At 67.1% G+C, this 26,851-nt stretch carries 26 protein-coding genes; 13 read left to right on the top strand and 13 right to left on the bottom strand.

Annotated elements, in window-relative coordinates:
* The first annotated feature begins 13 nt into the window (after positions 1-13).
* Entirely contained in the window at positions 14-487 is a 474-nt protein-coding gene (locus CGK74_RS03670) for a phosphate-starvation-inducible PsiE family protein (protein WP_094267141.1), read from the top strand.
* Between the two features lie 33 nt (positions 488-520).
* On the opposite strand, the gene CGK74_RS03665 is transcribed toward CGK74_RS03670, so the two are convergent.
* From CGK74_RS03665 to CGK74_RS03655, 3 genes are all read right to left on the bottom strand, one after another.
* A complete protein-coding gene (locus tag CGK74_RS03665; RefSeq protein ID WP_094267434.1) occupies positions 521-2,158 on the bottom strand; it encodes a methyl-accepting chemotaxis protein in 1,638 nt (545 codons plus the stop codon).
* Between the two features lie 244 nt (positions 2,159-2,402).
* On the bottom strand, positions 2,403-3,347 hold the full coding sequence (locus CGK74_RS03660; RefSeq protein ID WP_206186168.1) for a ribose-phosphate diphosphokinase: 945 nt from the start codon (positions 3,345-3,347) through the stop codon (positions 2,403-2,405).
* Between the two features lie 193 nt (positions 3,348-3,540).
* Entirely contained in the window at positions 3,541-4,428 is an 888-nt protein-coding gene (locus CGK74_RS03655; protein ID WP_206186167.1) for a THxN family PEP-CTERM protein, read from the bottom strand.
* 362 nt (positions 4,429-4,790) lie between these two features.
* Between CGK74_RS03655 and CGK74_RS03650 the strand changes: the two genes are divergently transcribed.
* The 3 genes from CGK74_RS03650 (at position 4,791) to CGK74_RS03640 (ending at position 8,740) form a co-directional block, all read left to right on the top strand.
* Positions 4,791-5,507, top strand: a complete 717-nt coding sequence (locus CGK74_RS03650) for a PEP-CTERM/exosortase system-associated acyltransferase (RefSeq protein WP_206186166.1) — start codon at positions 4,791-4,793, stop codon at positions 5,505-5,507.
* 86 nt (positions 5,508-5,593) lie between these two features.
* Positions 5,594-7,018: a phenylacetate--CoA ligase family protein gene (locus CGK74_RS03645; RefSeq protein ID WP_133091766.1), complete on the top strand. Its 1,425-nt coding sequence runs from the start codon at positions 5,594-5,596 to the stop codon at positions 7,016-7,018.
* 120 nt (positions 7,019-7,138) lie between these two features.
* Positions 7,139-8,740 (top strand): SulP family inorganic anion transporter, encoded by a 1,602-nt coding sequence (locus CGK74_RS03640; RefSeq protein WP_094267137.1) that lies wholly within the window; start codon positions 7,139-7,141, stop codon positions 8,738-8,740.
* Positions 8,741-8,753: 13 nt separating this feature from the next.
* On the opposite strand, the gene CGK74_RS03635 is transcribed toward CGK74_RS03640, so the two are convergent.
* Both CGK74_RS03635 and CGK74_RS03630 read right to left on the bottom strand, forming a co-directional pair.
* Positions 8,754-9,974, bottom strand: coding sequence for an exo-beta-N-acetylmuramidase NamZ family protein (locus CGK74_RS03635; RefSeq protein ID WP_094267136.1), 1,221 nt, complete (start codon positions 9,972-9,974; stop codon positions 8,754-8,756).
* Positions 9,974-10,618: a DOMON-like domain-containing protein gene (locus CGK74_RS03630; RefSeq protein WP_240498607.1), complete on the bottom strand. Its 645-nt coding sequence runs from the start codon at positions 10,616-10,618 to the stop codon at positions 9,974-9,976. The genes CGK74_RS03635 and CGK74_RS03630 overlap by 1 nt, the downstream gene beginning before the upstream one ends.
* A 237-nt stretch (positions 10,619-10,855) precedes the next feature.
* On the opposite strand from CGK74_RS03630, the gene CGK74_RS03625 reads away from it, so the two are divergent.
* The gene (locus CGK74_RS03625; protein ID WP_240498606.1) at positions 10,856-12,058 is read left to right on the top strand and encodes an MFS transporter; all 1,203 of its coding nucleotides are present in this window, start codon (positions 10,856-10,858) and stop codon (positions 12,056-12,058) included.
* 63 nt (positions 12,059-12,121) lie between these two features.
* Here CGK74_RS03625 and CGK74_RS03620 read toward each other — a convergent pair whose 3' ends face one another.
* Positions 12,122-12,979 (bottom strand): mechanosensitive ion channel family protein, encoded by an 858-nt coding sequence (locus tag CGK74_RS03620; RefSeq protein ID WP_094267133.1) that lies wholly within the window; start codon positions 12,977-12,979, stop codon positions 12,122-12,124.
* Positions 12,980-13,223: 244 nt separating this feature from the next.
* Here CGK74_RS03620 and CGK74_RS03615 point away from each other — a divergent pair, with 244 nt between their 5' ends.
* Positions 13,224-14,531 (top strand): tryptophan--tRNA ligase, encoded by a 1,308-nt coding sequence (locus CGK74_RS03615; RefSeq protein ID WP_094267132.1) that lies wholly within the window; start codon positions 13,224-13,226, stop codon positions 14,529-14,531.
* 77 nt (positions 14,532-14,608) lie between these two features.
* Here CGK74_RS03615 and CGK74_RS03610 read toward each other — a convergent pair whose 3' ends face one another.
* Positions 14,609-15,448, bottom strand: coding sequence for a class I SAM-dependent methyltransferase (locus tag CGK74_RS03610; RefSeq protein WP_094267131.1), 840 nt, complete (start codon positions 15,446-15,448; stop codon positions 14,609-14,611).
* A 186-nt stretch (positions 15,449-15,634) separates the two neighbouring features.
* Here CGK74_RS03610 and CGK74_RS03605 point away from each other — a divergent pair, with 186 nt between their 5' ends.
* Complete coding sequence (locus CGK74_RS03605) at positions 15,635-16,702, top strand: AraC family transcriptional regulator (RefSeq protein WP_094267130.1); 1,068 nt, start codon at positions 15,635-15,637, stop codon at positions 16,700-16,702.
* On the opposite strand, the gene CGK74_RS03600 is transcribed toward CGK74_RS03605, so the two are convergent.
* The 4 genes from CGK74_RS03600 to cysT are packed head-to-tail and all read right to left on the bottom strand — an operon-like array spanning position 16,624 to position 20,429.
* Positions 16,624-17,553, bottom strand: a complete 930-nt coding sequence (locus CGK74_RS03600) for a CysB family HTH-type transcriptional regulator (protein ID WP_094267129.1) — start codon at positions 17,551-17,553, stop codon at positions 16,624-16,626. The genes CGK74_RS03605 and CGK74_RS03600 overlap by 79 nt on opposite strands.
* Positions 17,550-18,647, bottom strand: coding sequence for a sulfate/molybdate ABC transporter ATP-binding protein (locus CGK74_RS03595; RefSeq protein WP_094267128.1), 1,098 nt, complete (start codon positions 18,645-18,647; stop codon positions 17,550-17,552). The genes CGK74_RS03600 and CGK74_RS03595 overlap by 4 nt, the downstream gene beginning before the upstream one ends.
* Positions 18,644-19,552: a sulfate ABC transporter permease subunit CysW gene (gene cysW / locus CGK74_RS03590; RefSeq protein WP_094267127.1), complete on the bottom strand. Its 909-nt coding sequence runs from the start codon at positions 19,550-19,552 to the stop codon at positions 18,644-18,646. Before cysW ends, CGK74_RS03595 begins: the two co-directional genes overlap by 4 nt.
* A 1-nt stretch (position 19,553) precedes the next feature.
* Entirely contained in the window at positions 19,554-20,429 is an 876-nt protein-coding gene (gene cysT / locus CGK74_RS03585; protein WP_206186165.1) for a sulfate ABC transporter permease subunit CysT, read from the bottom strand.
* Positions 20,430-20,567: 138 nt separating this feature from the next.
* Here cysT and CGK74_RS03580 point away from each other — a divergent pair, with 138 nt between their 5' ends.
* A complete protein-coding gene (locus CGK74_RS03580) occupies positions 20,568-20,828 on the top strand; it encodes a hypothetical protein (protein ID WP_094267125.1) in 261 nt (86 codons plus the stop codon).
* 49 nt (positions 20,829-20,877) lie between these two features.
* On the opposite strand, the gene CGK74_RS03575 is transcribed toward CGK74_RS03580, so the two are convergent.
* Entirely contained in the window at positions 20,878-21,897 is a 1,020-nt protein-coding gene (locus tag CGK74_RS03575; protein WP_094267124.1) for a sulfate ABC transporter substrate-binding protein, read from the bottom strand.
* A gap of 97 nt (positions 21,898-21,994) precedes the next feature.
* Complete coding sequence (locus CGK74_RS03570) at positions 21,995-22,885, bottom strand: LysR family transcriptional regulator (RefSeq protein WP_094267123.1); 891 nt, start codon at positions 22,883-22,885, stop codon at positions 21,995-21,997.
* Positions 22,886-23,023: 138 nt separating this feature from the next.
* On the opposite strand from CGK74_RS03570, the gene CGK74_RS03565 reads away from it, so the two are divergent.
* The 5 genes from CGK74_RS03565 to CGK74_RS03545 all read left to right on the top strand — a co-directional run bounded on the left by CGK74_RS03565 (position 23,024) and on the right by CGK74_RS03545 (position 26,847).
* Positions 23,024-23,560: a cytochrome b gene (locus CGK74_RS03565; RefSeq protein WP_094267122.1), complete on the top strand. Its 537-nt coding sequence runs from the start codon at positions 23,024-23,026 to the stop codon at positions 23,558-23,560.
* 30 nt (positions 23,561-23,590) lie between these two features.
* Positions 23,591-24,148, top strand: coding sequence for a YceI family protein (locus CGK74_RS03560; RefSeq protein ID WP_094267121.1), 558 nt, complete (start codon positions 23,591-23,593; stop codon positions 24,146-24,148).
* Between the two features lie 62 nt (positions 24,149-24,210).
* Complete coding sequence (locus tag CGK74_RS03555; protein ID WP_004260398.1) at positions 24,211-24,786, top strand: YceI family protein; 576 nt, start codon at positions 24,211-24,213, stop codon at positions 24,784-24,786.
* A gap of 74 nt (positions 24,787-24,860) precedes the next feature.
* Positions 24,861-25,577, top strand: a complete 717-nt coding sequence (locus CGK74_RS03550) for a pirin family protein (RefSeq protein WP_094267120.1) — start codon at positions 24,861-24,863, stop codon at positions 25,575-25,577.
* 139 nt (positions 25,578-25,716) lie between these two features.
* Complete coding sequence (locus CGK74_RS03545) at positions 25,717-26,847, top strand: trans-sulfuration enzyme family protein (protein ID WP_165770035.1); 1,131 nt, start codon at positions 25,717-25,719, stop codon at positions 26,845-26,847.
* The last annotated feature ends 4 nt before the right edge of the window (positions 26,848-26,851 follow it).

Raw genomic sequence — 26,851 nt, 5'->3', positions numbered from 1 at the left:
ATCGGGGGGCGACATGGAACGCACGAAGCTCGCACGCAGTTCAGACCACGACAACCACCTCGGCGAACGCGTCGATGACCCGCTGATCGACCGACTGCACTGGATCATCCGCCAGGCGATCCGGGTGCTGGCGGTGCTGATGGTGGCGGTGATCCTGTGGACCGTGGCCGACGTCGTCCTGGTGCTCTACGAGAAGCTGTCCGCCCCGCCTTTCCTGCTGCTGGATCTCAATGACATCTTCGTCGTCTTCGCCGCCTTCCTGGCGGTGCTGATCGCGATCGAGATCTTCGTCAACATCACGCTCTACCTGCGTGACGACGTCATCCACGTGAAGCTGGTGATCGCCACCGCGCTGATGGCGATCGCGCGCAAGGTGATCGTGCTCGATCTCTCCGCGCTGGCGCCGATGTACCTGTTCGCTATCGGCGTCGTCGTGCTCGCGCTCGGTGTGACCTACTGGCTGGTTTCGGCACGGCCGGGCGACTGAACGCCCCGCCAGCCATGGCGGGACGTGCGGCGCTCAAAGACTGAAGCGGCTCACGTTGCCTTGCATGCGGCCAGCCATGGCCTGCAGAGCCTCCGCCGAGCGCTTGGTCTCGGTGGTGACCGTATGGATTTCCTCGGCGTTGCTGGCGATCTGCTCGACGGTGCGCGCGACGTCGTTCGAGGCTTCGGCCTGCTCCCGGAGCGCAAGGTCGATGTCGCTGATCAACTCGGAGACCTCGCGTGCGATGGCGAGCAGCGACTCGATGCTCTCGCCGGCGTCGCGGGCGTGGGCCACGCTGCGGCCGACGGCCGACACGCCCTCGTCGATACGGGTGACGACCTGGGCGGTCGAAGCCTGGATGGTACCGACCATCTCGGTGATCTCGCCCGTCGAGTGCGACGTGCGTTCGGCCAGCTTGCGGACCTCGTCAGCCACCACCGCGAAGCCGCGGCCCTGTTCGCCCGCGCGGGCCGCTTCGATCGCCGCGTTGAGGGCCAGCAGGTTGGTCTGGTCGGCGATCTCCTTGATGACGTTCACGATCGCGGAGATCTTCTTGGAGTCTTCGGCGAGGTTGCCGATGCCTTCCGACGCCGTTCGCACCACGTCGGCAACACGGTCGATCTCGTGCTCGAGCTTGCGCAAGACTTCACGGCCATCGCGCGCCTTGGTATCGGACTCCCGCGCCGCGGCGCTGGCGTCGTTGGTACGGTTGGCAACCTCGCCGATCGACACCGTGACTTCCTCGACGCGGGCCGCAATGTTGGAGGCGGCCGTGCTCTGCGCATCGACGCTGGCTTCGAGGTGGGCTACGCCCGCGCCCAGTCCTGTAGCGGACTCGGACAGCCGCATGGACTCGTCGCGGGTTTCGCGGATGGTACCGTGCAGCGATTCGCGCATGGCGTCGATGGCGCCCTGCAGGTCCCCGATCTCGTCCGTGTTCCTCACTCCGCTGCCGACTGCCTGGGAGGCCAGGCGGCCGGCGGCGATCTCGCTCGCCACCGCGACGACACGATTCAGGCGCGAGCCGATCCGGCGTGCCAGGAGAACCGAGAGCAGACCGGCCACCAGAGTGCCGATCACCAGTGCGCCGATTGCAATCCGCTCGGCGTGGACGGCGGCCTGGGCACTGGCATCGCGAACCTTGTCGCCCTGCTCATTGATGTGCTTGAGCAGAGCGCTCGTGGTGGCCGCGACACGCGAACCGGCCGCGAACCATTCCGTCTTCTGCAACTGCACGGCCTCGGATTCGCGGCCGTCCTTGACGAGCTTCACCGAGGCCATCACGGCGTTGCGATACTCGCCAACAGCCTTGCCGAAGGCGTCGAGCAGCTCGCGGGCTTCGGGTGTCGTAGCGAACTGGCGGTAGTCCTCGATCGACTTGGCGAGCTTGGTGTCGATGTCGACCAGCGAAGCCTCGAGCTTCTCGCGCTCCGCGGCACTGTCGGCAAGCATGAATTCGAGGCTGCGGATGCGATAGCGCATGCGGCCTTCGCTCAGGCTCGCGGCCTGTGTTACCGAGGGCAGGGTGTGCTCCGACATCTCGTGCGAGAGCGCGTCCATACGGTCGATCTGCACGTAGCAGATGATGATCGCGGCGATCAGGATGCCGCTCGACGCAACGAAATTGAAGAGCAGCTTCGTGCGCAGCCTGAGATTGTCGAACCAGACCATGATGACCTCGGCGAACGTGATTGGATGCCCCGGCAAGCCAGGTGCCATTGCTACTAACGGCGCCAGGCACCGGAGACTGAAGGGGGATCGAAAGATTTAATTAATCATAAACAATATAGGGTGTCGAAAATTAGAAAAACAAAGACTTTGTGCGAAATTGCGCAGTGTGTTGTCGTCTGCCGCTCGGAAGGCTTGAACTAGGTGCAGGGCGCCTGATGGGCTGGGCACCCGGTAAGGCGGGCCTTCACTCGAACAGTGCGCCGACGCTCTGGCCGCCGTGGATGCGTTCTATCGCCGCTGCAAACAGCGGTGCCACGCTCAGCGTGGTGATCTTGGGCAGGCGCTTCTCGACCGGCAGAGCGACGGTATTGCTGATGACCACCGAGTCGATCTCGGCCTCGCGCAGGCGCTCGATGGCCGGCCCGCACAGCACGCCGTGCACTGCACCCGCGTGGATGCTGCGCGCGCCGGCCGCCTTCAATGTGGCCACGGTCGACACCAGCGTGCCGCCGGTCGAGATCTCGTCCTCGAAGATCACCACGTCGCGCCCGCGCACGTCGCCCACCACCTCGCCATGCTTGACGTCGGTGTCGCTGACGCGGCGTTTGTCGATGATCGCCATCGGGATGCTGAGCCGTTCCGAGAAGCGGCCCACGCGCTTGGCGCCGCCGGCGTCGGTGGCCACCGCGACCATGTTCGACAGGTCGTAGTGACGGCGGAAGTGCTCGGCGATCGCCGGGATGGCGGTGAGGTGGTCGACCGGTACGCTGAAGAAGCCGTGAACCTGGTCGGCGTGCAGGTCCATCGTCAGCACACGATCGGCGCCGGCGGTCTTCAGCATGTCGGCGATCAGCCGGCCCGTGATCGAGATGCGGGGCGCGTCCTTCTTGTCCGAGCGCGCGTAGGAGTAGTACGGGATCACTGCCGTGATGCGCTGGGCTGATGCGCTGCGCAGCGCATCGAGCGTGATCAGCAGTTCCATGATGTGTTCGCTGACCGGCTCGGTGAAGGACTGCACGACATACACGTCGCGTTCGCGCACGTTCTCCTGGATCTGTACCCGCAGGTTGTCGTTGGAGAAACGCGAAATGTCGAGCTGGCCAAGGCGGATGCCGAGGCGGTGGCAGATCTCGCTGGCGAGCTCGCGGCTGGCGTTGCAGGCAAAGATCTGGAGGCCGTGCTTCATCATGGGACTGTCTCTGGGCGGGTGGCGGAGATCTTCCTTTTATCCCCTGTCGGCGTGGAGGGAAAGAGGAAAATCGCTGCTCATGCGCACGCGGCAACCCGCCCCGGAAAAAGAAACGGCCCCCGATTCCAGGAGCCGTTTCGTTTCAGATGCCGTCGCCGCGCGCTAGCCTGCGGCCGACACTTCCCGGGTTGAGTCAGGCGGCAGTCGCCTTGCGACGACGAGCGCTCAGGCCCATGCCCATCAGGCCGATGCCAAGCAGGCCGAGAACGCCCGGTTCGGGAATCTGGGTGGCAGTCCAGGCGGCGGCAACGAACAGGTTGCTTTGCTCTTGCTCGGCTGCATAGACCTTAATCAACTCGTCGGCATCAAATGTCACGCCCGCTGCCTCGCATTCCGGCGAGAGGGCATCCTTAACACAAACGGTTGTGCCAGCGCCCGGTTCGAGACGGAACGAGATCTCATATATGTAGTCGTCGAGGATGAACGACAGCGGTGCAAGCGATAGGGCTAGCACGGTGTACTCATCGTCACAAAGTGAGCCCAGCGGAGTCGGTCCGTCACACTGGTCCAAGTTGTCCTCGTTGAGAGTTTCCCAGTACTTGAGTGTTGTGGTGGTCGTGTCGCTACCGCCTGGTAGCAGCGCGTTGCTGAAGTCAGCGTTCTGATACACAGCGAAAGTGCCAATGATGTCAGCGATCCACAACGGATTCGGGACAGGCACGCCGCCGGGAACTGACAGAACTTGGTTGCGCTGGATCAACTGGTCAATCCGGAACCACTCACCAGCATTCCATTCTCCGTTGGCATCACCCGCTGCCGCTTCGGTTTGCCCCGAATTATACGATTCGATCGTCAGGCTGCTTGTGGTGCCGCTGAGAGTAGAAGTCCACGAAAATGTCCTGTTTGAATCGCTGAATGCCGGCACTAGCCCCTGCGAATTATCGAAATCAAGCGAGGTCGGGTCGTAGGCCGACGCTTGGGTGAAGTGGAGTTGCGTCAGCGGTGCTGCGTTTGCGGCACCGCTCATCGCTGCGAGTGCAATCATTGTCGCGCCGATTGCGGGCTTGAGTGCGATTCTCATGATTCCCTCCGTCAGGAAGTCCGGCATCTGCCGCGAATCGTCATGCATCGAGCGTGCCATCATATGTTTTTAGATAAAAAACAATGGCTTAATGTCTATGCTTGAGATCGTATTGGGTGTCTGTGTAAAAAAAACCGACACTGACCAGTGCGGTCGTCATGGCCGAGAGGCGCGAGTGACGCAGCTTCTTACACTTGGCCAAATGCATTCTCGGTCTGAAGACCTAAAATCACGCGGATTTGTGACGCATTTCCTTTGCCTGTCGACCGGATTCCATTCTTTTTGCGCCTCTCCCTGTGTGTCGGGTGTTGCCGCGCGTGTTAACCTCTGCTTGTCCACTGAGACTGAAGGCGGGGTGTGCCATGGAATCCACTGGAAATGCCATTTTTGATGCATTGACGAGATATTTTTCCATGCACACCTATGAAGTGGGCTGCCGAGAGCAGGAACTCGTCGAGATCTACGCCCTGCGTTACCAGACTTACTGTCTCGAATGCGGATTCCTGCCGCCGGCTGAGTACCCTGCAGGGCTCGAGAGCGACGAGTTCGACGCGCGATCGGCGCATTTCGCGGCTCACAATGTCGATGGCGCGGTCGTCGGCACAGCACGGCTGGTATTGGGCGCACAGGGCGAGCCGTTTCCCTTCGTGAGCCATTGCCCGGTGTTCGACGACGTTGCGTTGCCTGCGCCCGAACTGACGGCGGAGGTTTCGCGTCTCGCGGTCAAGAAGGACTATCGCCGCAGGACCGGCGACACCTGGTTCGGCGTGAACACCGCCGATGGCGATGCGGCGGACAGTGGTCAGGGGCGCCGGACGAACGCCCCGGTCGTGGTGCTGGGGCTGTATCGTCAGATGTACCGGTACAGTCGCGAGAAGGGCATCCGCTACTGGTATGCGGCGATGGAGCGGCCGCTCGCGCGCGCGCTGGCCCGGTTCGATTTCATCTTCGTGCCGATTGGTGCCGAGCGCGACTATTACGGGCCGGTCACGCCTTACCTCGCGGACCTCAAGGAGATCGAGGACAGGCTCAAGGTGACCAAGCCCGAGTTGCTCGACTGGTTCCAGTACGGGCCCTGAGCGCCTCGGCCTGACCGGCGACGCGAGGCGCCTGGTGGCGACGGCGTCGTGTGCGATGAGCGTCGTGTCGAGTGAGGGGCGAGGTCATGTCACCGCTTTCCCAGCTGCGCCGCTTCGGGCGCAGGTTCATGCTGCAGCAGTTGTCGAGGCAGAAGCCGGACAAGCTGCTGGATCTGTCGCGCGGACGCCTCGAGCGCTGCTTTGAGCGCGCGGCGCGCGTGTCGCCGGCCTACCGGACACTGCTCGCCGAGGCCGGCCTTGCCGGATCCGCCGCACTGTCGGCCCAGGACATCGTCACCCGCGCTCCGCTGCTCGACAAGGCGAATACCTTTGGCCGCTTCACGATCACGGAGCTCCTCGCGGAGGACATTCCGCTGTCGTCCATCGCGGGCGTTCTGACGAGCTCCGGGCAGGGCGGGAAGACCTTCGGTTTCGGCATGAGCACGCGGGCGCAGATGGATGCGAGCGCCGGCGCGATCGACCTCGGGCTGCAGCTCGCCTTCGGCATCGACGAACGTAGTACCCTGCTCGTCAATTGCCTGCCGATGGGCGTGGTGTTCACCTCCCGTACCGTCACGGTGGCGAACGTCAGCGTGCGCGAGGACATGGCGCTGGCGATCGTGCGCCAGGCGATGCCCTTGTACGAGCAGCTGATCCTGTGCGTCGATCCCCTGTTCTTCAAGCGCCTGCTCGACCATGCGCAGCAGCAGGGCTTCGACTGGTCGGGCATCCGGACCAATGTGATCCTCGGCGAGGAGACCTTTTCCGAGGATTTCCGCAGCTACGTCGCTGGCAGGTTGCACGCCGAGGTCGATGGCGCCGGCGCCGACGACCCCCTGATCGGCAGTTCGATGGGGGCGGGCGAACTCGGCCTGAACCTGTTCTTCGAGACCCGTGAGACGATTGCCCTGCGAAGGGCGCATCATCGGCGCGATCCGGGCGCCGTGTTGCCGGTGTTCTTCTGCTATGACCCGCTGCGGACCTTCGTCGAGATCCATGCGCCCGACGCCGATGGCGTGGGCGAGCTGGTGATCACCGTGCTCGACGCCAAGGCGACGATTCCCTTGATCCGCTACTGTACGGGTGATCTCGCGCGCTGGCTGACGGAGGATGATTACGCCGTTGTGCCGGCCGACGTGAGGGTGCGGTTGCGTGCGCAGCCCCTGCCGATGATCGCCATGCTGGGCCGCAAGCGCGACTGGATCGACGCGCGCTGGCACGTCGACCATTTCAAGTCGCTGCTTTATCGCCGCCCCGAGCTGGCGGACCTGCTCTCCGGGGCGTTCCGCGTCTTCGCGGGCGAGCCTGCACCAGTGTGGGAAGTGCAGTTGCGGCGCGATGCCGCGGTCGACCCGCAGGCCATGGCCGAGGCGCTGGCTGCGCTGGTGGGCGAGCAGTGCGAGCAGCCAGCGGCGGCGGTTCCCACCGTGCGGTGCCATCGATACGAGGCCTTCCCCTACGGCATGAGCCTCGACTACGAGCGCAAGTTCGCCTATCTCGGCGCCCGTTAGCGAATGGGACTTGCCCGCGCAGCATTTTTCGCACATCTTTGCGATAAAACGACAGCGGGGGAGACAGCACCACCCATCGTCGGCCGGTCCCGCACGGCCATGCATTGAAACGGAGTTTCGATGGAGCGTGGTGCGTTTGCCCTTTCCCGCGTGCGGGGGGACGTGTTCGGTGGCCTGACGGCCGGCGTGGTTGCCCTGCCGCTGGCCCTCGCCTTTGGCGTGGCATCCGGTGCCGGTGCGGCGGCGGGCCTGTATGGGGCGATTGCGCTCGGGTTGGCGGCTGCTCTGCTGGGCGGCACGCGGATGCAGATCTCCGGCCCAACCGGGCCGATGACGGTCGTGTTCGCGTCGGCGCTGGTCGCGCTCGGTGGCGACCTTGCGATGGCGCTCGGCGCGGTGCTGGTCGGCGGTCTGGTGCAGGTCGGGCTTGGTCTGCTGAAGGCGGGGGGCCTGGTCCGCTTCATTCCCTATCCGGTGGTGTCCGGCTTCATGAGCGGCATCGGCACCATCATCATCCTGTTGCAGATCGCGCCGCTGCTTGGCGTGGGGCCGCTGGCCTCGCCGCTGGCCGCGGTGATCGCGCTGCCGAAGACGCTCGTCGGACTCGATGCGCAGGCGCTGCTGCTGTCCTTCCTGACCCTGGTGCTGGTGTTCCGTACGCCGATGGCCGTCAGCCGCCTCGTGCCGGCCCCGCTGGTGGCGCTGATCGCGATGACCGCGCTGTCGGTGACGGCGGGTTTCGACGTGCCCGTGATCGGCCACATCCCGATGGGGCTGCCGGAGCTGCAGTTGCCGGCCTTCTCGGTCGAGGCCTGGACCACGATCATGGTGCTGGGCGTCACGCTGGGTGTGCTGGGCGCCATCGACAGCCTGCTGACCTCGCTGGTGGCGGATTCCATCACCCGCACGCGCCACGACTCCGATCGCGAGCTGATCGGCCAGGGCGTCGGCAACATGCTGTGCGCCTTCGTCGGCGGTCTGCCGGGTGCGGGCGCGACGATGCGCACGGTGGTCAACATCAAGTCCGGCGGGCGCGGGCGCCTGTCGGGCGTGGTGCATGCGCTGTTCCTGCTTGCGCTGCTGCTGGGGGCCGCGCCGCTGGCAAGCCAGATCCCGCTCGCGGTGCTAGCGGGCATCCTGGTGAAGGTCGGCGTGGACATCCTCGACTACCGCATGCTGAAGCTGCTGCGCACCGCACCGCGTACCGACGTGATGGTCATGGGGGCAGTCTTCGGCCTCACCGTGTTGGTGGACCTGATCGTTGCGGTCGGCGCCGGGGTGATGCTGTCGATGATGCTGATCATCCACCAGCTGACGCGGCAGGCGAGCCTGCGCGTGTGGCCGCTGCCGCGTGACGAGCAGTCTGCCGCGGGTGCGGGCGAGGCGGAGGCCGACCTGGAGAGCGGGGTGCGCGTCGTCGAGGTCGGCGGACCGTTCTTCTTCGGTTCCACCAGCCAGTTGCTCGACCGCGTCGACGAGGTCATCGGCACCCGTGCTGCGGTGTTCGATTGCAGCCGCGTGCCCTTCATGGACCTCTCGGCGCAGTTCGCACTGGAGGACATGGTCGAGCGCCTGAAGGTGCAGTCGATTGCGGTGTTCGTGGTCGTGCCGCCGGCGATCCATGCGCAGTTGCTACGGCTGCGCGCACCGCAGCTCCCTGCGGCGGTCCTCTATGACGATCTTGACGCGGCCTTGCAGCAGGCGCGCCAGGCCGCAGGCTGAGGGGCGTGGGCGATCAATCCGGATAGAGCAGGAAGGGGCGGCGCGCCTCCCGCCAGGCAATCTCGTCGGCGCCGGCGAGCGCATCCAGATCGGCCGCTGCCGCCTCAGGGTCGTCCACCCATTGGCGCAGCAGCGGCGAGCCGTTGATGAGGTCGATCGCCAGGCGCTCGAATTCGTACTCGTAGCCGAAGTCGCGCCACAGCGGATAGTCCGGCCACAGCCGGCGGATCGCCTTGAAGGCCAGCGCCTGCACCCGCCACGGCCGGAAGACGGCGTGGTCGTAGTGGGCCGGGTCCTCGACGTGGATCTGCACGCCGTTGCAAAGCTGGCCGGCGTGCTTGTGGAAGGTGGGTTCGAACCAGCAGTCGCGCAGCATGCAGCCGTGCAGCCAGTCGGGCGCCAGCGTGTGCATCTCGGCGATGATCGCGCGTGCGTCGAGGTCGGGCGCACCGAACAGCTCCAGCGGCCGGGTGGTGCCGCGGCCTTCGGACAGCGTCGTGCCTTCGAGCATCACGGTGCCGGCGTAGGCGCGTGCCATCGACAGGTTGGGTGCGTTGGGGCTGGGGTTGATCCAGCTGCGCTCACCCAGCGGCCAACCGTAGCCGGGCGCAGCCGCGGGCTGCCAGCCTTCCATCTCGACCACGTGGCAGTCGACGTCGAGCTTAAGTGTGGCGGCGAACCAGCGCGCCAGTTCGCCCATCGTCAGACCGTGGCGCATCGGCAGGGGGCCGGCGCCGACGAAGCTCTCCCAGCCGGCGCGCAAGGTCGTGCCTTCTACCGGCCGGCCGGCGGGGTTGGGGCGGTCCAGCACCCACACCGACTTGCCGTGCTTCGCCGCTTCTTCCAGCACGTAGCGCAGCGTGGTGATGAAGGTGTAGATGCGGCAGCCGAGGTCCTGCAGGTCGACCAGCAGCACGTCGAAGCTGTCCATCATCGCCGCGGTAGGGCGACGCACCTCGCCGTACAGGCTGAACACCGGGATGCCCAGTAGCGGATCGGTGTAGTCGGGCGACTCCACCATGTTGTCCTGCTTGTCGCCGCGCAGGCCGTGCTGTGGGCCGAAGGCGGCTGACAGCGTGATGTCGGGCAGCGCGGCCAGGGCATCGAGCGAATGTGTCAGCGCGCGCGTCACCGAGGCGGGGTGGGCGAGCAGGGCGACGCGCTTGCCCGCCAGCGGGCGGCGCAGCGCGGGGTCGGCGAGCAGGCGGTCGAGGCCGAAGCGGATCGAGGGCATCACTTCCTGTCGTCCGGCTCGACCCAGGTCTTCAGCATCAGCACGAAGCTGTCGCGGGCGTGGAAATCGGGCTGGTCGGCGACGTGCTGCACGGCCCAGTACTCCAGTTCGCCGCCATTGCGCTCGATCACCGCGGCGAGGCCGATCTCGAGTTCGGTGCCCGGCGGCACCGCGGGCAGCGCTGCCGACGGCACGCGTGCCTCGAGCCAGGCGGCGTCGCCGTCCTGCGCGAAACGGATCTCGGGCGCCGCGTCCGCAGCGTAGTCCTCATTGCGTTCGCGGCAGGCGCGGAAATCGTAGATGGCCCACCGCCCGGACGGCGAGAAGTTGAACTCGCGGTAGCCCGGTTCGCCCTTCACGCCCATGAAGACTTCGAAGCAGGTTTGCCGCCACAGTTCGTCCGCCGAACCGGGCTCGGTCGCGGCCGGAAGGCGCAGAGCCTCGAGGCGGCTGTCCTCGAGCTTGAACTCGAACACCGCCGCGCCGTCGGGGGCGGCGTACATCGTCGCCAGCAGCATGCCGACAGGCGATGTCACGGCGGGCGCGTCGGCGGTGGCGGGCTGGAGCGGGGTGGTCGTGTGATGGGGGCGCAGGCCGATGGTAATGGTCGGCACGCGGGGGCGTTCGGGGGAGGGCAGGCTCACGATGGAATCGACGCTGAGTGATCAAAAGGGCGAGGGCGCATGCGATTGTGCATGCGTCCTTTTGCGCAGGCGCAATGGTATCCCGATCGCGCGGAAGAGGGGCGTGAAGGCGTCCCGACATCGTGACGGTGCCGTGGCGGCGAGTGTTGGTGGTGCGTGTTTCGCGTCGGCCAGCTGCTGCGGCGCGTCATGCATGGCCCTTGAATCGGGTGTTCGCCGCCTGCAGACTGGCTGCCCATGACCATCCCGTCCCCACCGTCGCCCGTGCGTCTGCCGCCCCTGTTCCTGATCGTCGTCGCACAGCTCTTCGGCACCTCGCTGTGGTTCTCCGCCAACAGCGCCGGCGACGACCTGATGCGGACCTGGGCGCTTCAGCCGGCGGACATCGGCCGGCTGACCAATGCCGTGCAGCTCGGCTTCATCCTCGGCACGCTGGGCTTCTCGCTCAGTGGCCTGGCCGACCGCTTTGCCGCCAGCCGCATCTTCGCCGTCTGCGCGGTGCTCGGCGCGGGCGCCAATGCCGGCTTCGCGCTGCTGGCGCAGGGGCTGGCGGACGGACTGGCGTGGCGTTTCGCGGTCGGGCTGTCGCTCGCCGGTGTCTATCCGCTGGGCATGAAGCTGGTGGTGAGCTGGGTGCCGCAGCAGGCTGGGGCGGCCCTGGCCTGGCTGGTCGGCATGCTGACCCTCGGTACCGCGCTGCCGCACGGGGTGCGCATGCTCGATGCCGGCTGGGGGTGGCAGGCGACCATTCTGGTGTCCTCGGTGCTGGCGCTGCTGGCCGCGGTGATGATCTTCGCGCTGGGCGACGGGCCGCATCTGGCGCGGCGGCCGGGCGCGCCGCGGCTGCGACTCGGCGAGGGCCTGTACGCCATGCGCGAGCCCCGCTTTCGCGCTTCGGCGTTGGGGTACTTCGGCCATCAGTGGGAGCTGTACGCCTTCTGGACGCTGGTGCCGCTGCTGGTCGTCGCCGCACGAGGCACCGAGGCGGGTTCGCCGTCGGGTCCGGCGTTTGCGGTGATCGGCATCGGCGCCTTGGGCTGCGTGCTGGGCGGGTGGCTAAGCCGGCGCATCGGCAGTGCGCGCGTGGCCGCGTTGGCGCTGGCGACGTCCGCGCTGTGCTGCGCGGTCTATCCGCTCGCCACTGGCTGGCCGCCGCTGTTGCTGGCGGCGCTCATGCTGGTGTGGGGCGCGAGCGTGGTGGCCGATTCGCCGCATTTCTCCGCACTGTCGGCACGCGCGTGCCCGCCCGAGAGCGTGGGTAGCGCACTGGCCTTCCAGAATGCGATCGGCTTTGCCATCACGATGGGCTCGATCGAACTCACCACCCGGCTGTGGCCGCTGATCGGCGACCGCGTCGCCTGGGTGCTGCTGCCCGGGCCGGTGTTGGGGCTGATCGCGCTGGCGCCGCTGTGGCGGCGTGGTGCGGCGCGCGAAAACTGAGTGTGGATGAACGCAAACGCCCGCCTCGAGGGCGGGCGTGGCGGGTAGGGCCGGTGGTCGCGCTCAGGCGCCGTTTCCGGCTTCGGCCACCGGCGTGGCCGGCACCTGGATCACATGCTGGTACATGTCCACCTGCGGATAGGGAATGGTGATGCCGTTCTCGTCGAAGGCGATCTTCACCTTTTCCTTGAGGTCGCACATCGTATCGAAGTAATCCGCAGTGGCGACCCACGGCCGGACGTGGATGTTGACGCTGCTGTCGGCGAGGTCGGCGACACCGATGAAGGGCGCGGGGTCGGCCAGCACGCGCGGGTCGTCCTTCAGCACCTGCTCGATGATGCCCTTGACCTTGCGGATATCGTCGTCGTAGCTGATGCCGAACAACAGATCGATGCGTCGCGTCGCGCGCGCCGAGAAGTTGGTGATCACGCCCGAATAGATCGCGCCGTTGGGGACGATGATCTCGCGGTTGTCGACGGTGCGGAAGGTGGAGCTGAAGATGTTGATCTTCTCGACCACGCCCGAGGTGCCGCCGGCCTCGACGAAGTCGCCGGCCTTGAACGGGCGGAACACGATCAGCATCACCCCGGCGGCGAAGTTCTTCAGCGAGTCCTGCAGCGCCAGACCGATGGCCAGGCCCGCCGCACCGATCAGCGCGACCAGCGAGGTGGTGTCGACGCCCAGGCGGTCGAGCGCGGCGATGATGACCACCAGCAGCAGCACGCCCTGCAGGATCGACAGGATGAAGTTCACCAGGATCAGGTCGAGCTTGGCGTGCGTGAGCACCTTGCGCGCCACGGCGACCACGCCGAGAGCGACCCAGCGGCCGACGATGAAGGTGCCGAGCGCGAACAACAGGTTGATGCCCCAGGGCAGGGCATAGGTGTCGATCCAGTCCAGGTTGGTGAGGGTGTCGAGCATGCGGCGGCAGTCCTTGTCGTTGTCGGGGGTTGCGGGAGGGGTGTTCCGTGACCCGCTTGTCGCGGGGCAAGGAACTTCGTCACCGAATGCGCGCGCTTGTTCCGCGCTTCGCGTCGTGCTGCGGACATGACCATAGCCCAGGTTCGCGACCGGCGCATGTCGGATGAGCGCATCACGCGCCTTATCCGGGCAGGCGGAAGCCGTTAAACTCGCGGTCTTTGTCCAGTTTCCGCCGGAGCGATCCATGACTGTCCAGCGCGTCCTCACCGGGATCACCACCTCGGGCACGCCCCACCTCGGCAATTACGCCGGCGCCATCCGCCCGGCCATCGCCGCCAGCCGCCATCCGGGTGTGGAGAGCTTCTACTTCCTGGCCGACTACCACGCGCTGATCAAGACCACCGATCCGCTGCGGGTGCAGCGCTCGACGCTGGAGATCGCCGCCACGTGGCTCGCGGCCGGACTCGACACCGACCGCGTGTGGTTCTACCGCCAGTCCGACATTCCCGAGATCCCCGAACTGACCTGGCTGCTGACCTGCGTCGCCGGTAAGGGTCTGCTCAACCGCGCCCACGCCTACAAGGCGGCTGTGGACAGGAACACCGCCGACGGCGTGGATCCGGATGCCGGCGTCAACATGGGCCTTTACATGTACCCGGTGCTGATGGCGGCCGACATCCTGATGTTCAAGGCGCACTCGGTGCCGGTCGGGCGCGACCAGATCCAGCACATCGAGATGGCGCGCGACATTGCCGGCAGCTTCAACCACCTCTACGGTGAGCATTTCGTGCTGCCGGAGGCAGCCATCGACGCCTCGGTCGCCACCCTGCCCGGGCTGGACGGCCGCAAGATGAGCAAGAGCTACGACAACACCATCCCGCTGTTCGCCACGCCGGCCGAACTGAAGAAGCTGATCTTCTCCATCGTCACCGACTCGAAGGCACCGGGCGAGCCCAAGGACGCAGACGGCTCGGCCCTGTTCGAGCTCTACCAGGCCTTCGCCACCGCCGAGGAAACCCGTGCCATGCGCACCGCCTTCGACGAAGGCATCGCCTGGGGCGAGGCCAAGCAGGCGCTGTTCGAGAAGATCGAGGCCACCGTGGCGCCGATGCGCGAGCACTACCAGGCCTTGATCGCCGAGCCGGCGCGCATCGAGAAGCATCTGCACGAAGGCGCGGCCAAGGCGCGCGCGATCGCGACGCCCTTCCTGGCCGAACTGCGCCACGCCGTCGGCCTGCGCAACCTGGCCGCGGTCGCCAGGCCCGCCGCGGTGGAAAAGGCCAAGGCCGCGCTACCGCAGTTCAAGCAGTACCGCGAGGCGGATGGCCGCTTCCACTTCAAGCTGGTCGCGGCCGACGGCAGGCTGCTGCTGCAGGGCGAGGGCTTCGCCTCGCCGCGCGAGGCGGGCAGCGCCGTGTCCGCGCTCAAGCAGGGTGCCGCGTTCGCCGTGGAGGGCACCAAAGTCGTGGTCGACGGACAGGCCGTGGCTGCGCTAGCCGAGGACGTCACCCCAGACGATCTGCGCGAGGCCTTGGCGGCGTTCGCCGCCTGAACCCGCTCACGGCCGGATTCATCCGGTCGTGCGCATGGCCTCGTGTGGTATCCGGCCGCGCCCCGCGGCCGGTCCCGTCAGTGCCGGGTGATGACGGCTTCCACGTATTCGCCCGGCACCACCAGCGAGTCCGCTCCGCCGACATTCATCGACTCGAGCAGTGCCGTGAGGTCGGCGTGGAGGCGCGCCTGGCCAGCCTCGTCGAGCGCGGCGAAGGCTTTGTGCGTGGGTCCGTAGTAGTTGCGGAAGACCTCGATCCAGTGTGCCGGCGAGCGGTAGCGGAAGTTGAAGGTGCGTCGTGCGCACTCGATATCTTCGGCATGGGCGCCGAACAGCTCCGCCAGATAGGGTTCGTCGCCCCATTTCACCGGTGAGCGCAGCCCGGCCGGCGGCGGCACGTGGGCGGAAATGACGCGGAACAAGCGGCCGATGAAGCCCTCCGGCGTCCATGCGGCGATGCCGATGCGACCGCCGGGACGCACGACCCGCAGCAGTTCGCTGGCGGTGCGCTCGTGATCGGGCGCGAACATCGCACCGAAGGTCGACAGCGCGGCGTCAAAATGGCCATCGGCGAAGGGCAGGGCCTCGACGTCGGCGACCTGGAACCGTACCGACAGGCCTTCGGCGCGTGCGCGGTCGGCGGCCTTGTCGAGCAGCGGCCCCACGTAATCGGTGGACGTGACTTCGGCAAACCGGCGCGCCGCGGCGAGCGTGGCATTGCCGTTACCGGCGGCGACGTCGAGCACGCGTTCGCCGGCGCGCACGTCGGCCGCCTCGGCGAGGTTCTCGCCGACGATCTGCAGGGTGGTGCCGATCACCGCATAGTCGCCGCTGGCCCAGGTGGCCTGCTGACGCAGCTTGATCGCGGCGAGATCCAGGGTGGCGGGGGCCGCGCGCAGTTCGGTAGGGGCGTTCATGTTGGGGTCTCCTTGCCTTTGGGGTTGGGGGTGGGCCTCTGCGGGTCCGTGCCGGAGGGGGCTCCCTCCGACGCCTTCATTCTTTCGCTGGCGCGGATTCGGTGCTTCACTGGAAATCCGGCAGATCTGCTCGTGCGTCCGCCATTGGTGCGCGCAGGCCTGCCCGATTGACGGAGGTTCTGCCCCATGGGCCGCGACACGTTGTCCGACCTGCTTGGCGCCGTGCGCCTGCGCGGTGCCGTGTTCTACTACGTGAGCTGCTGGCGCGACTGGGCGACCGAGGCGCCACCGGCGCGCGAGATCGCGGCGGCGGTGATGCCCGGCGCTGACCAGGTCATGGCCTTCCACATGGTCGCGCGCGGCAGCGCCTGGGCGGCGGTCAGCGGCGATGCGCCGCTGCGCCTGGCCGCCGGCGACATCGTCGTGCTGCCTCACGGCGATGCGCATGTGATGTCGAGCGCGCCCGGTCTGGCGGCCGAGCGCCAGCAGCCGGAATGGGTGTTCGCCAATCGCGACGCCCCGCGCCCGATGCCGATCAGCTTCCGCGATGGCATCGGCGTGCCGACGCCGGACGCGCCCAGCGAAGATGCCGATGCCGTGCTGGTGTGCGGCTTTCTCGGCTGCGACCTGCGACCGTTCAACCCGCTCGTCACCACCTTGCCCCGCCTGCTGCACCTGCCGGCGGCGCGCGCCGGCGGCTGGATGGCCAACGTCATCGACCAGGCGGCACGCGAGTCCGCCGAGCGACGCGCCGGGGGCGACGCGGTGCTGGAGCGTCTGGCGGAGATGATGTTCGTCGATACCGTGCGCCGCTATCTCGAAGACCTCCCCGCCGACGCCCGTGGCTGGCTGGCGGGATTGCGCGACCGCCACGTTGGCCGCGCCCTGGCGCTGCTGCACGGCACCCCCGCGCATGCGTGGACCATCGACGAACTCGGGCGCCAGGCCGGCCTGTCGCGCTCGGCGTTGCATGAGCGCTTCGTGCAGTTCCTCGGCCAGCCGCCGATGCACTACCTTGCCCGCTGGCGCATCCAGCTCGGTTCGCGCCTGCTGCGCGAGACCCGCCACACCGTGGCGGCGATCGCGCTCGAGGTTGGCTACGAGTCGGAGGCGGCGTTCTCGCGCATGTTCAAGCGGCTGGTCGGCGTTCCGCCGGCAGCCTGGCGGCGGCAGGCTCAGCCGGTCGTGCCGCCGACCGCGTCGGCCACCACGGCCTCGGTCAGCTCGGGCGCGCACAGCTCGATGAAGCGGTAGGCGAAGCCGCGCAGGTAGTGGCCGCGCCGTACCGCGATGCGGGTGATGTTCTCGGGGAAGAGGTGGCTGCTGTCGAGCTGTCGCAGCCCGGGGTCGCGCGTGGGATTGAAGGCCATCGAGGCGAGGATGCCGACGCCGAGTCCCAGCTCCACGTAGGTCTTGATCACGTCGGCATCCAGCGCCGACATCACCACGTCGGGCTTCAGCCCGGCCTGCGCAAAGGCCTGGTCGATGCGTGTGCGGCCGGTGAAGCCTTCGTGGTAGGTGATCACCGGGTGGGCGGCGATCGCCTCGAGCGTCAGCGGCTGGACCGATTCCAGCGGATGTCCGGCTGGCACCACGACCGCGTGCTGCCAGCCGTAGTAGGGGAAGGAGGCCAGCTCCGGCACGTCCGCCAGCGCCTCGGTGGCGACGCCGATGTCGGCCTCGCCGTCGAGCAGCATCTGCACGATTTCGTGCGGGCTGCCCTGGTGCAGGTGCAGCACGACACGCGGGTAGGCCTGCTTGAAAGCCGCCACGACCTTGGGCAGCGCATAGCGTGCCTGCGTGTGGGTGGTGACGACGGTGAGCTGGCCAGCGTCGACATTGCTGTACTGCTCGGCCAGGCGCTTGATGTTGCCGGCGTCGAGCAGCATGCGCTCGACCATCACCACCAGCTCCTTGCCCGGATCGGTGAGGCCGAGCAGGCGCTTGCCCTTGCGGGTGAACAGCTCCACGCCGAGCTCGTCCTCCAGGTCCTTGATGTGCTTCGATACGCCCGATTGCGAGGTGAACAGCGCGTTCGCGACCTCGGTGAGGTTGAAACCCCGTCGCACCGTCTCGCGGATGATGCGCAACTGCTGGAAATTCATCGTGCGGCTCCCGCCGCGCGGGCGGCGTGTGGCTGTTCAAAAAGGCTCAGGCGAGAGGGTAGCAGGCGGACGGACTGGCCCTCGTGCAGGTCGAGCTGGGCCACGCGCTCGCGCGTCAGCTCGACCTCGAAATGCTGGCCGGTCGCGCCGTTGATACCGTCGAGCTCGACGCGGGCTGTCACGCCGAAGGCAAGGATGCGGTTGATCCGGGCGGCCACGCCGTCGCCAGCGTCGCCATCGACCATGATGTCAAGTTCGTGCGGACGCGCGAAGGCGACGACCTCGGCCCCCTGGCCCAGGCCTTGCACGCCATGATGCAGGTGATCGCCGCCCACGCGCAGCCCCTCGCCTTCGACCCGGCCGTGGAAGAAGTTCACCGACCCCAGGAAGCCATACACGAAAGGCGTCGCCGGGTGGCGATAGACCTCTTCCGGCGTGCCGATCTGCTCGACATGGCCCTGGTTCATCAGCACCACGCGGTCGGCCACCTCCAGCGCTTCTTCCTGGTCGTGGGTGACGAAGATCGAGGTGATGTGCAGGTCCTCGTGCAGCTTGCGCAGCCAGCGGCGCAGTTCCTTGCGCACCTTGGCGTCGAGCGCGCCGAAGGGCTCGTCGAGCAGCAGCACGCGCGGCTCCACCGCCAGCGCGCGGGCGAGCGCGATGCGCTGGCGCTGGCCGCCGGAGAGCTGCGACGGGAAACGGTCGGCCAGCCAGTCGAGCTGCACCAGGTTCAGCAGCTCATGCACCTTTTCCGCGATCTGCTTCTCGGACGGGCGCTGGCCGCGCGGCTTCATGCGCATGCCGAAGGCGACGTTGTCGAACACGGTCATGTGGCGGAACAGCGCGTAGTGCTGGAACACGAAGCCGACCTGACGGTCGCGCACATGGGTCCCGGAGGCGTCCTCGCCGTCGAGCAGCACCTGGCCCGCGTCGGCCTGCTCCAGACCGGCGATGATGCGCAGCAGCGTCGTCTTGCCGCAGCCCGAGGGGCCGAGCAGGGCGACGAGTTCGCCGGTGGGGAAGTCGAGCGAAATGTCGTCGAGCGCGGTAAAGGCGCCGAACTGCTTGTGGATGTTGCGTACCTGGATGCTCATGATGCGTCGTCCTGTGAATCGCGATAGGCCGCAGCGGCGCGGTGCTCGATCCAGGTCTTGATGCCCAGGGTCACCAGCGCCAGCAGGGCCAGCAGCGAGGCCACCGCGAAGGCGGCCGCGAACTGGTATTCGTTGTAGAGAATCTCGACGTGCAGCGGCAGCGTGTTGGTCTGGCCGCGGATGTGGCCGGACACCACCGACACTGCGCCGAACTCCCCCATCGCCCGGGCGTTGGTCAGGATCACGCCGTAGAGCAGGCCCCACTTGATGTTGGGCAGGGTCACGTGCCAGAAGGTCTGCAGGCCGTTGGCGCCGAGCACCACCGCGGCTTCCTCTTCTTCCTTGCCCTGCGCCTGCATCAGCGGGATCAGCTCGCGGGCGATGAAGGGGAAGGTCACGAACACCGTGGCGAGCACGATGCCGGGCACGGCGAAGATGATCCTGATGTCGTGCTCCGCCAGCCACGGCCCGAACCAGCCCTGGGCGCCGAACACGAGCACGTAGATCAGGCCGGCGATCACCGGCGACACCGAGAACGGCAGGTCGATCAGGGTGATCAGGAAGTGCTTGCCGCGGAACTCGAACTTGGCGATCGCCCAGGCCGCGCACACGCCGAACACCAGGTTCAGCGGCAGCGCGATCGCGGCCGCGATCAGGGTCAGGCGCAGCGCCGACAGCGCGTCGGGGTCGACCAGCGCGGTGACATAGGTTTCCCAACCTTTGCGTAGCGCCTCGACGAACACCGCGATCAGCGGCATCAGCAGGAAGACGGCGAAGAAGGTGAGGGCCGTGCCGAGGATCAGCCATTTCACCAACGGTGTTTCGCGCGTCGCCGCGCGGGCCTCGAAGCGTGTCTGGCCGAAGTCGGCCGCCGCGCCCAGGCGGAGTGTGGTCGCGCCGGCCATGTCAGCGGTCCCTCCCGGTTCGTTTCGCCGTCCACGCCTGCAGGCCGTTGATGATCAGCAGCAGGGCGAAGGACAGGATCAGCATCACGGTCGCGATCGCCGTGGCGCCGGTGTAGTCGTACTGCTCGAGCTTCGTGATGATCATCAGCGGCGTGATCTCCGACACCATCGGGATGTTGCCGGCGATGAAGATGACAGAGCCGTATTCGCCCACCGCACGCGCGAAGGCGAGCGCGAAGCCGGTCAGCAGCGCCGGAAAGACGATGGGCAGGATCACGTGGCGGAAGGTCTGCCAGCGCTGCGCGCCCAGGCTGGTGGCGGCCTCTTCCAGCTCGGTGTCGAGGTCTTCCAGGATCGGCTGCACCGTGCGCACCACGAAGGGCAGGCCGATGAAGACCAGCGCCACCAGCACGCCCAGCGGCTTGAACGCCACCTGGATGCCGAGCGGCTCGAGGAACTGGCCGAGCCAGCCATTCTTGGCGTACAGCGCGGTCAGCGAGATGCCGGCCACCGCGGTGGGCAGGGCGAAGGGCAGGTCGACCAGAGCGTCGATCAGCTTCTTGCCAGGGAAGGAGTAACGCACCAGCGCCCATGCCAGCATCAGCCCGAACACCGCATTGATGGCGGCGGCCAGCAGCGACATGCCGAAGGACAGCTTGTACGACGCCACCACCCGCGGCGCGGTGACGACGTTCCAGAACTCGGCCAGCGTCAGCTCGGCCGTCTTCAGGAACACCGCTGCCAGCGGAATCAGCACGATCAGCGACAGGTAGCCGAGGGTGTAGCCAAGCGTCAGGTTGAAGCCGGGCAGCACGCGAAAGGGTGGGGCGGCAGAAGAGGTGGGGCGGAGAGGAAGGGACGGGGCGGCGGTAGCCATGATGAATGCCTGTACTCGGGGATGCGATCGAGTCTAGGCGTAAGGGCTATGGCCGAAAAATAATAAAAACAGCGTTGCTTATTCGATTTGCTGCTAACCCGCCCCTAGAATGGCGCCGGCAATCAAGAAGAGGATCACATGTCGGATTTCGCGGGCAATTTCCTGCTGGCCCTGCTGCTGGTCGTCCTGCTGCGCGTGCTCTACACCGTCAGCGCAATGCTCGTGCGCACGGGCGACGGCGGCAACATCGCCTTCGGCATCGCCTTGCCGGCGGGCCTGCTCTACATCGTCGTGCGCAACCCGGTGCCGGTCAGCAGTTGGGCTGGGCTGGTTGCGGGAGCGGTCTTCGGCGTGGCGCTGTGGGGGGCGATCGCGCTGTGGAGGCGGCGTCGATCCTGATCGTGCGAACCAGGCCGGGCGGCCTGGTTCGTCAGGTTCGATACCCCGCTTACCTGGCGTAGATCTGGTCGAACACGCCACCGTCGGCGAAGTGCTCCTTCTGCGCCGCCTGCCAGCCGCCGAGGTCTTCGATGGTGATCAGGTCCACCTTCGGAAAGCGCGCGACATCGGCCGGGTCGGCGTGCTCGGGCTTGACCGGGCGGTAGTAGTGCTTGGCGGCGAGCTTCTGGCCGACCGGCGAGTACAGGTACTCGAGGTAGGCCTGGGCGACCTTTTCGGTGCCGCGCTTCTTCGCCACGCCGTCCACGACCGTGACCGGCGGTTCGGCGAGGATCGAGATCGACGGCACGACGATCTCGAACTTGTCCGGGCCGAGCTCGTTGATCGACAGGAAGGCCTCGTTTTCCCAGGCCAGCAGCACGTCGCCGATGCCGCGCTGGACGAAGGTGTTGGTGGAACCGCGGGCGCCGGAATCGAGCACCGGCACGTGCTTGAGCAGTTGGGTGACGAAGGCTTGCGCCGTCTGTTCGTTGCCGCCCGGCTGCTTGAGTGCGTAGCCCCAGGCGGCGAGGTAGTTCCAGCGTGCGCCGCCCGAGGTCTTCGGGTTGGGGGTGATGACCTCGACACCCGGCTTGACCAGGTCGCCCCAGTCCTTGATGCCCTTGGGGTTGCCCTTGCGCACCAGGAACACGATGGTCGAGGTGTAGGGCGAGCTGTTGTGTGCGAGGCGCTTCTGCCAGTCGGTCGGGATCTTGCCGGTCTTCTCGGCGATGGCGTCGATGTCGTAGGCCAGCGCCAGCGTGACGACATCGGCTTCGAGTCCGTCGATTACCGCACGTGCCTGCTTGCCGGCGCCGCCGTGCGATTGCTTGATGGTGACGTCTTCGCCGGTCTGGCTCTTCCAGTGCTTGGCGAACTGGGGGTTGAATTCCTGATAGAGCTCGCGTGTCGGATCGTAGGAGACGTTGAGCAGCGTGGTCTGCGCCTGTGCGCTGCCAACGAAACCGGCTGCCAGGGCCGGGGCCAGGACAAGGGCGAGCAGGCTGCGGCGGATGGGGCTGAACTTCATGATTTTCTCCGTCAGGGGTGATTGCGATGGAGAAAATCTATCCGTCCGGCTTCATGACCTGAACGAAGAAAAAACGGATTGCTTATTCGGATGCGCGCTATGCCGGCGCGGCAAGTCCCTTGGCGAGGAAATCGATCAGCACCCGCACGCGGTGCGGCAGGTAGCGGTTGCTCGGCAGCATCGCGTGGATACCGAGCGGCGGCGGCGCGAAGCCTTCCAGGATCGGTTCCACCGCACCGCTCGCGAGGTAGGCGTTGGCGATGAAATCCGGCTGCACGGTGATGCCCAGGCCCTGCGCGGCTGCTTCCATCAGGGCGTCGCCGTTGTTGGCCTGCAGGCGGAAGGGCACGTGAATGTTCTCCATCCTGCCGTCGATGAGGAAGGCGAGCGGGCGGTTCTGCGTCCTGGCCGAGTAGCCCAGGCAGCCGTGGGCGGTCAGTTCCGATGGATGCGTCGGCCGGCCGTGCCGTGCCAGGTAGTCGGGCGAGGCGACGGCGATGAGCCGGCTTTCGCCCAGCTTGCGCGCGACGTCGCCGGGGTCGAGACGGGGCGCGATGCGGATCGACAGGTCCACGCCCTCGTCGATGAGGTTGATGTGGCGGTCGGTGAAGTCGAGGGCTAGGCTGATCTCGGGGTAGGTCTTCAGGAACGCGGGCAGCAGCGGCGCGATCCGCTTCAGGCCGTAGCTCAGCGGCAGGCTGATGCGCAGGTTGCCGCGGGGCGTCAGGCGCGCCTCCATCACGTCGGCCTCGGCGCTCTCCACCAGGTCGAGAATGGTGCGGCACTTGTCCAGGTAGCTCGTTCCCGCGCTGGTCAGGGTCAGCCGGCGGGTGGTGCGCACCATCAGCTTCACCCCCAGGTGCTCCTCCAGCGCCGCGATCTGGCGCGTGACCACCGAACGGGCCACGCCAAGCTGGTTGGCGACCGCGGCGAAGCTGCCGAGGTCCGCCACCCGCACGAAGAGGTTCATCGCATCGAGCCGGTTCATTGTTGCTCTCCGAGCAATTTTGATTTTTCGATTGTCGCCTATTTCGCGACGCCGCCAGCGCCTAAAGTTCAGTCATCGCAATTGCACGGACCGCGGTCCGGGCCGATCGTCAAAGGACTTCGGATCATGAGCACCCCCATGAACGCCCATTACACCGCCACCGCCAAGACCCTGCACTGGCTCATCGCCATGCTCATCTTCGGCATGCTGGGCCTGGGTTTCTACATGACCGGGCTGGATGTCTCGCCCACCAAGCTGCAGATCTACTCGTGGCACAAGTGGGTGGGCGTCACCGTGTTCCTGCTCGTCGTCGTGCGCCTGGCCTGGCGCATCACCCACCGGCCGCCGGCGCTGCCGCAGCACATGGCGCCGATCGAACGCATCGCCGCCCACGCCGGCCACCACCTGTTGTACGTGCTGATGTTCGCCATCCCGCTCACCGGCTGGCTGATGAGCTCGGCCAAGGGCTTCCAGACCGTGTGGTTCGGCGTGCTGCCGATCCCAGACCTGCTCGCCAAGGACAAGGCGCTCGGCGACCTGCTGCAGACGGTGCACGTGGTGCTGAATTTCGTGCTGATCGCCGTGCTGCTCGGCCACGTCGGCGCCGCGCTCAAGCATCACTTCTTCGACAAGGACGACGTGCTCACCCGCATGCTGCCGGGCCGCGCCGACTGAACCCCTCCCGAATTGCCAAGGACTGAAACCATGAAACGCATCGCCCTCGCCCTGTTCTCCACCTTCGCCATCGCCGCGTCCGCCCACGCCGTCGAATACAGCCAGGTCCAGGCCGACCAGAGCCGCATCGCCTTCGGCTATCAGCAGATGGGCGTGTCGATGGACGGCGCCTTCAGGAAGTTCTCGAGCCAGCTTCGCTTCGACCCGGCCGCCCCGCAGGCGGCCTCGGCCACCATCGAGGTCGAACTCGCCAGCATCGACACCGGCAGCGACGAGGGCGACGAGGAGGCGGCGCGCAAGACCTGGTTCAACACCAAGGACTTCCCCACCGCGCGCTTCGAATCCACTGGCGTCAAGGCGCTCGGCGGCAACAAGTACGAGGTCGCCGGCAAGCTGACGATCAAGGGCACGACCCGGGACGTCGTCGTCCCCGCCACCTTCGCCGAGCAGGGCAAGGCCGGCGTGTTCGAAGGCAGCCTGACGATCAAGCGCGGCGACTTCTCGGTCGGCGAAGGCGCCTGGAAGGCCTTCGACGTCGTCGCCAACGACGTCGTGATCAAGTTCCGCATCACCGCCGCGGCGAAATAAGCCGCGGCATCGCTCGCAACCCCACCCCTGTTCAAGACCCCCAACCCTGAGAGGACCTCAACATGAACCGTATCGCCAAACTTTCCGCCGCCCTGATCATCTCGGCCGCCGCCAACTCCGCGTTCGCCGCGCCCGAGACCTACGGCATCGACCCCACCCACACCTTCCCGAGCTTCTCGTACAGCCACTTCGGCCTGTCGACCCAGGTCTCGAAGTTCGAGAAGACCACCGGCACCGTCACGCTGGACAAGGCGGCCAGGACCGGCGCGGTCGACATCACCATCGACATGACCTCGGTCAACACCGGCTATGCCACCTTCAACGAGCACATCCAGGGCGAGGACTTCCTCGACACCGCCAAGTACCCGACCGCCACCTTCAAGTCGACCAAGGTCACGTTTGACGGCGACAAGCCGGCGAGCATCGACGGCGAGCTGACGATCAAGGGCGTGACCAAGCCGGTGACGCTGAAGGTGACCCACTTCACCACCATGCCGCACCCGATGCTGAAGAAGGACGCCATCGGCGCCAACGCCAGCACCGTGATCAAGCGCAGCGAGTTCAACGCCGGCAAGTACGCGCCCAACGTGGGTGACGAGGTGACGATCACCGTCTCGCTCGAAGCGATCAAGCAATAAGGCGGCAATGCGCGGCGGGCGCCGTCCGGTGGCGGCCCCGCCGGCGCCCGCGCCAACGACAGGACCAGGACGTCATGGAACTCCGACCCGCCGCCGCGCGCGGCCTCGCAAACTTCGGCTGGCTGCATTCGCAGCACAGCTTTTCCTTCGGCAGCTACTACGACCCGCAACACCTGGGATTCTCGGACCTGCTGGTGATCAACGAGGACCGGGTGCGTCCGGGGCGGGGCTTCGACACCCACGGTCACCGCGACATGGAGATCTTCTCCTACGTCCTCGATGGCGCGCTGGAGCACAAGGATTCGATGGGCACCGGCTCGGTGATCCGCCCGGGCGACGTGCAGATGATGAGCGCCGGCACCGGCGTGCGCCACAGCGAGTACAACGCCTCGCGCGAGCAGGAGGTGCACTTCCTGCAAATCTGGATCGTGCCCGATCGGAAGGGCGTGGCGCCGCGCTACCAGCAGCAGCATTTCGACGCCGGGGAAAAGCGCGGCCGGCTGCGCCTGATCATCTCGCCCGACGGTGCCGAGGGCTCGCTGTCCGTGCATCAGGACGCCCGCGTGTATGCCGGCCTGTTCGACGGTGCGGAACACCAGCGCTTCACCTTGCCGGCCAAGCGCTTCGCCTACGTGCATGTGGCGCGCGGCGCCCTCGACATCAACGGCCGGCGTCTCGCGGCAGGCGATGCGGTCAAGCTGCGCGACGCGCGCGAGATCGAATTCGCCCGGGGCGAGCAGGCCGAGGTGCTGCTGTTCGACCTGCGGTCGAACGAGACGCCGCACTACTGAGCAGGGGTGCAGCCCCTTGGTGCGACCCCAGGGGTGATCCCCGAGGGGACCCCCTCTCGCGGCGCGCTGGATTAGGATGGCGGTCCTTCCGAATCCATCGACCGGGCAGGCCGACGCGCCCGCCACCCTGGGGAACCGCATGAGCTCACTCGAAACCCTCACCGTGCATGGCCTTGGCCGCGTGGCCGAGCCCTACCGCGACATCGTCCCGCCCATTCACCTCGCCAGCACCTTCGAGCGCGCGGCAGACGGCAGCTACCCGGGCGGGCGGGTCTATGCGCGCGACGCCAGCCCCGCCTACATCGAGGCGGAAGAGGTGCTGCGCCAGCTCGACGGTGGCACCCAGGCCCTGCTGTTCGCCTCCGGCCACGCCGCGGCATCGGCCGTGCTGCAGGCACTGGAGCCGGGGGACCGCGTCCTCGCCCCGCAGTCGATGTACTGGGCGCTGCGCAAGTGGCTGCTGGACCTCGCCGAGCATGGCCGCATCCAGCTTGCCTTCTACGACAACGCCGACATCGCCGACGTCGAGCGCCAGCTCGCTGCCGCACCTACGCGCCTGCTGTGGGTGGAGACGCCCGCCAATCCCACCTGGGAACTCACCGACATCCGCGCCGCGGCCGCGCTCGCGCGCCAGCACGGCGCCATGACGTTGGTCGATTCCACCGTGGCCACGCCGGTGCTGTGCCAGCCGCTGGCCCTTGGCGCGGACATCGCGCTGCATTCGGCCACCAAGTACCTCAACGGACATTCCGACGTCGTCGCCGGCGCCCTGGTCACGCGCGAGGACTCGCCGCTGTGGCAGCGCATCCGCGTCATGCGTAACCTCGGCGGCGCCATCCTCGGCCCCTTCGAGGCCTGGCTGCTGCTCCGCGGCATGCGCACGCTGCATCTGCGGGTGCGCGCCGCCTGCGCGAATGCGCTGCAGCTCGCGACCGAGCTCGCGCAGCACCCGGCGATCGCGCAGGTGCTGTATCCGGGCCTGCCCTCGCATCCGCAGCACGCGACCGCCGTCGCGCAGATGAACGGCGGCTTCGGCGGCATGCTGTCGATCCGGCTCAGGGACGGCGAAGCCAGGGCCCGCGACGTGGCGGCGCGCGTGCAGGTCTTCAAGCGTGCCACCTCGCTTGGCTCGGTCGAGAGCCTCATCGAGCACCGCGCCAGCGTCGAAGGCCCGGGCAGCCGCTGCCCCACCGACCTGCTGCGGCTGTCGGTCGGCATCGAGCCGGTGGCCGACCTGCTCGCCGACCTGACGCAGGCGCTGGGCGACTGAGGTC

The organism is Thauera propionica (assembly GCF_002245655.1).
Lineage (GTDB): Bacteria > Pseudomonadota > Gammaproteobacteria > Burkholderiales > Rhodocyclaceae > Thauera > Thauera propionica.
The sequence above is the reverse complement of the archived record's forward strand: the minus strand, read 5'-3'. Positions and strand labels throughout refer to the sequence as shown.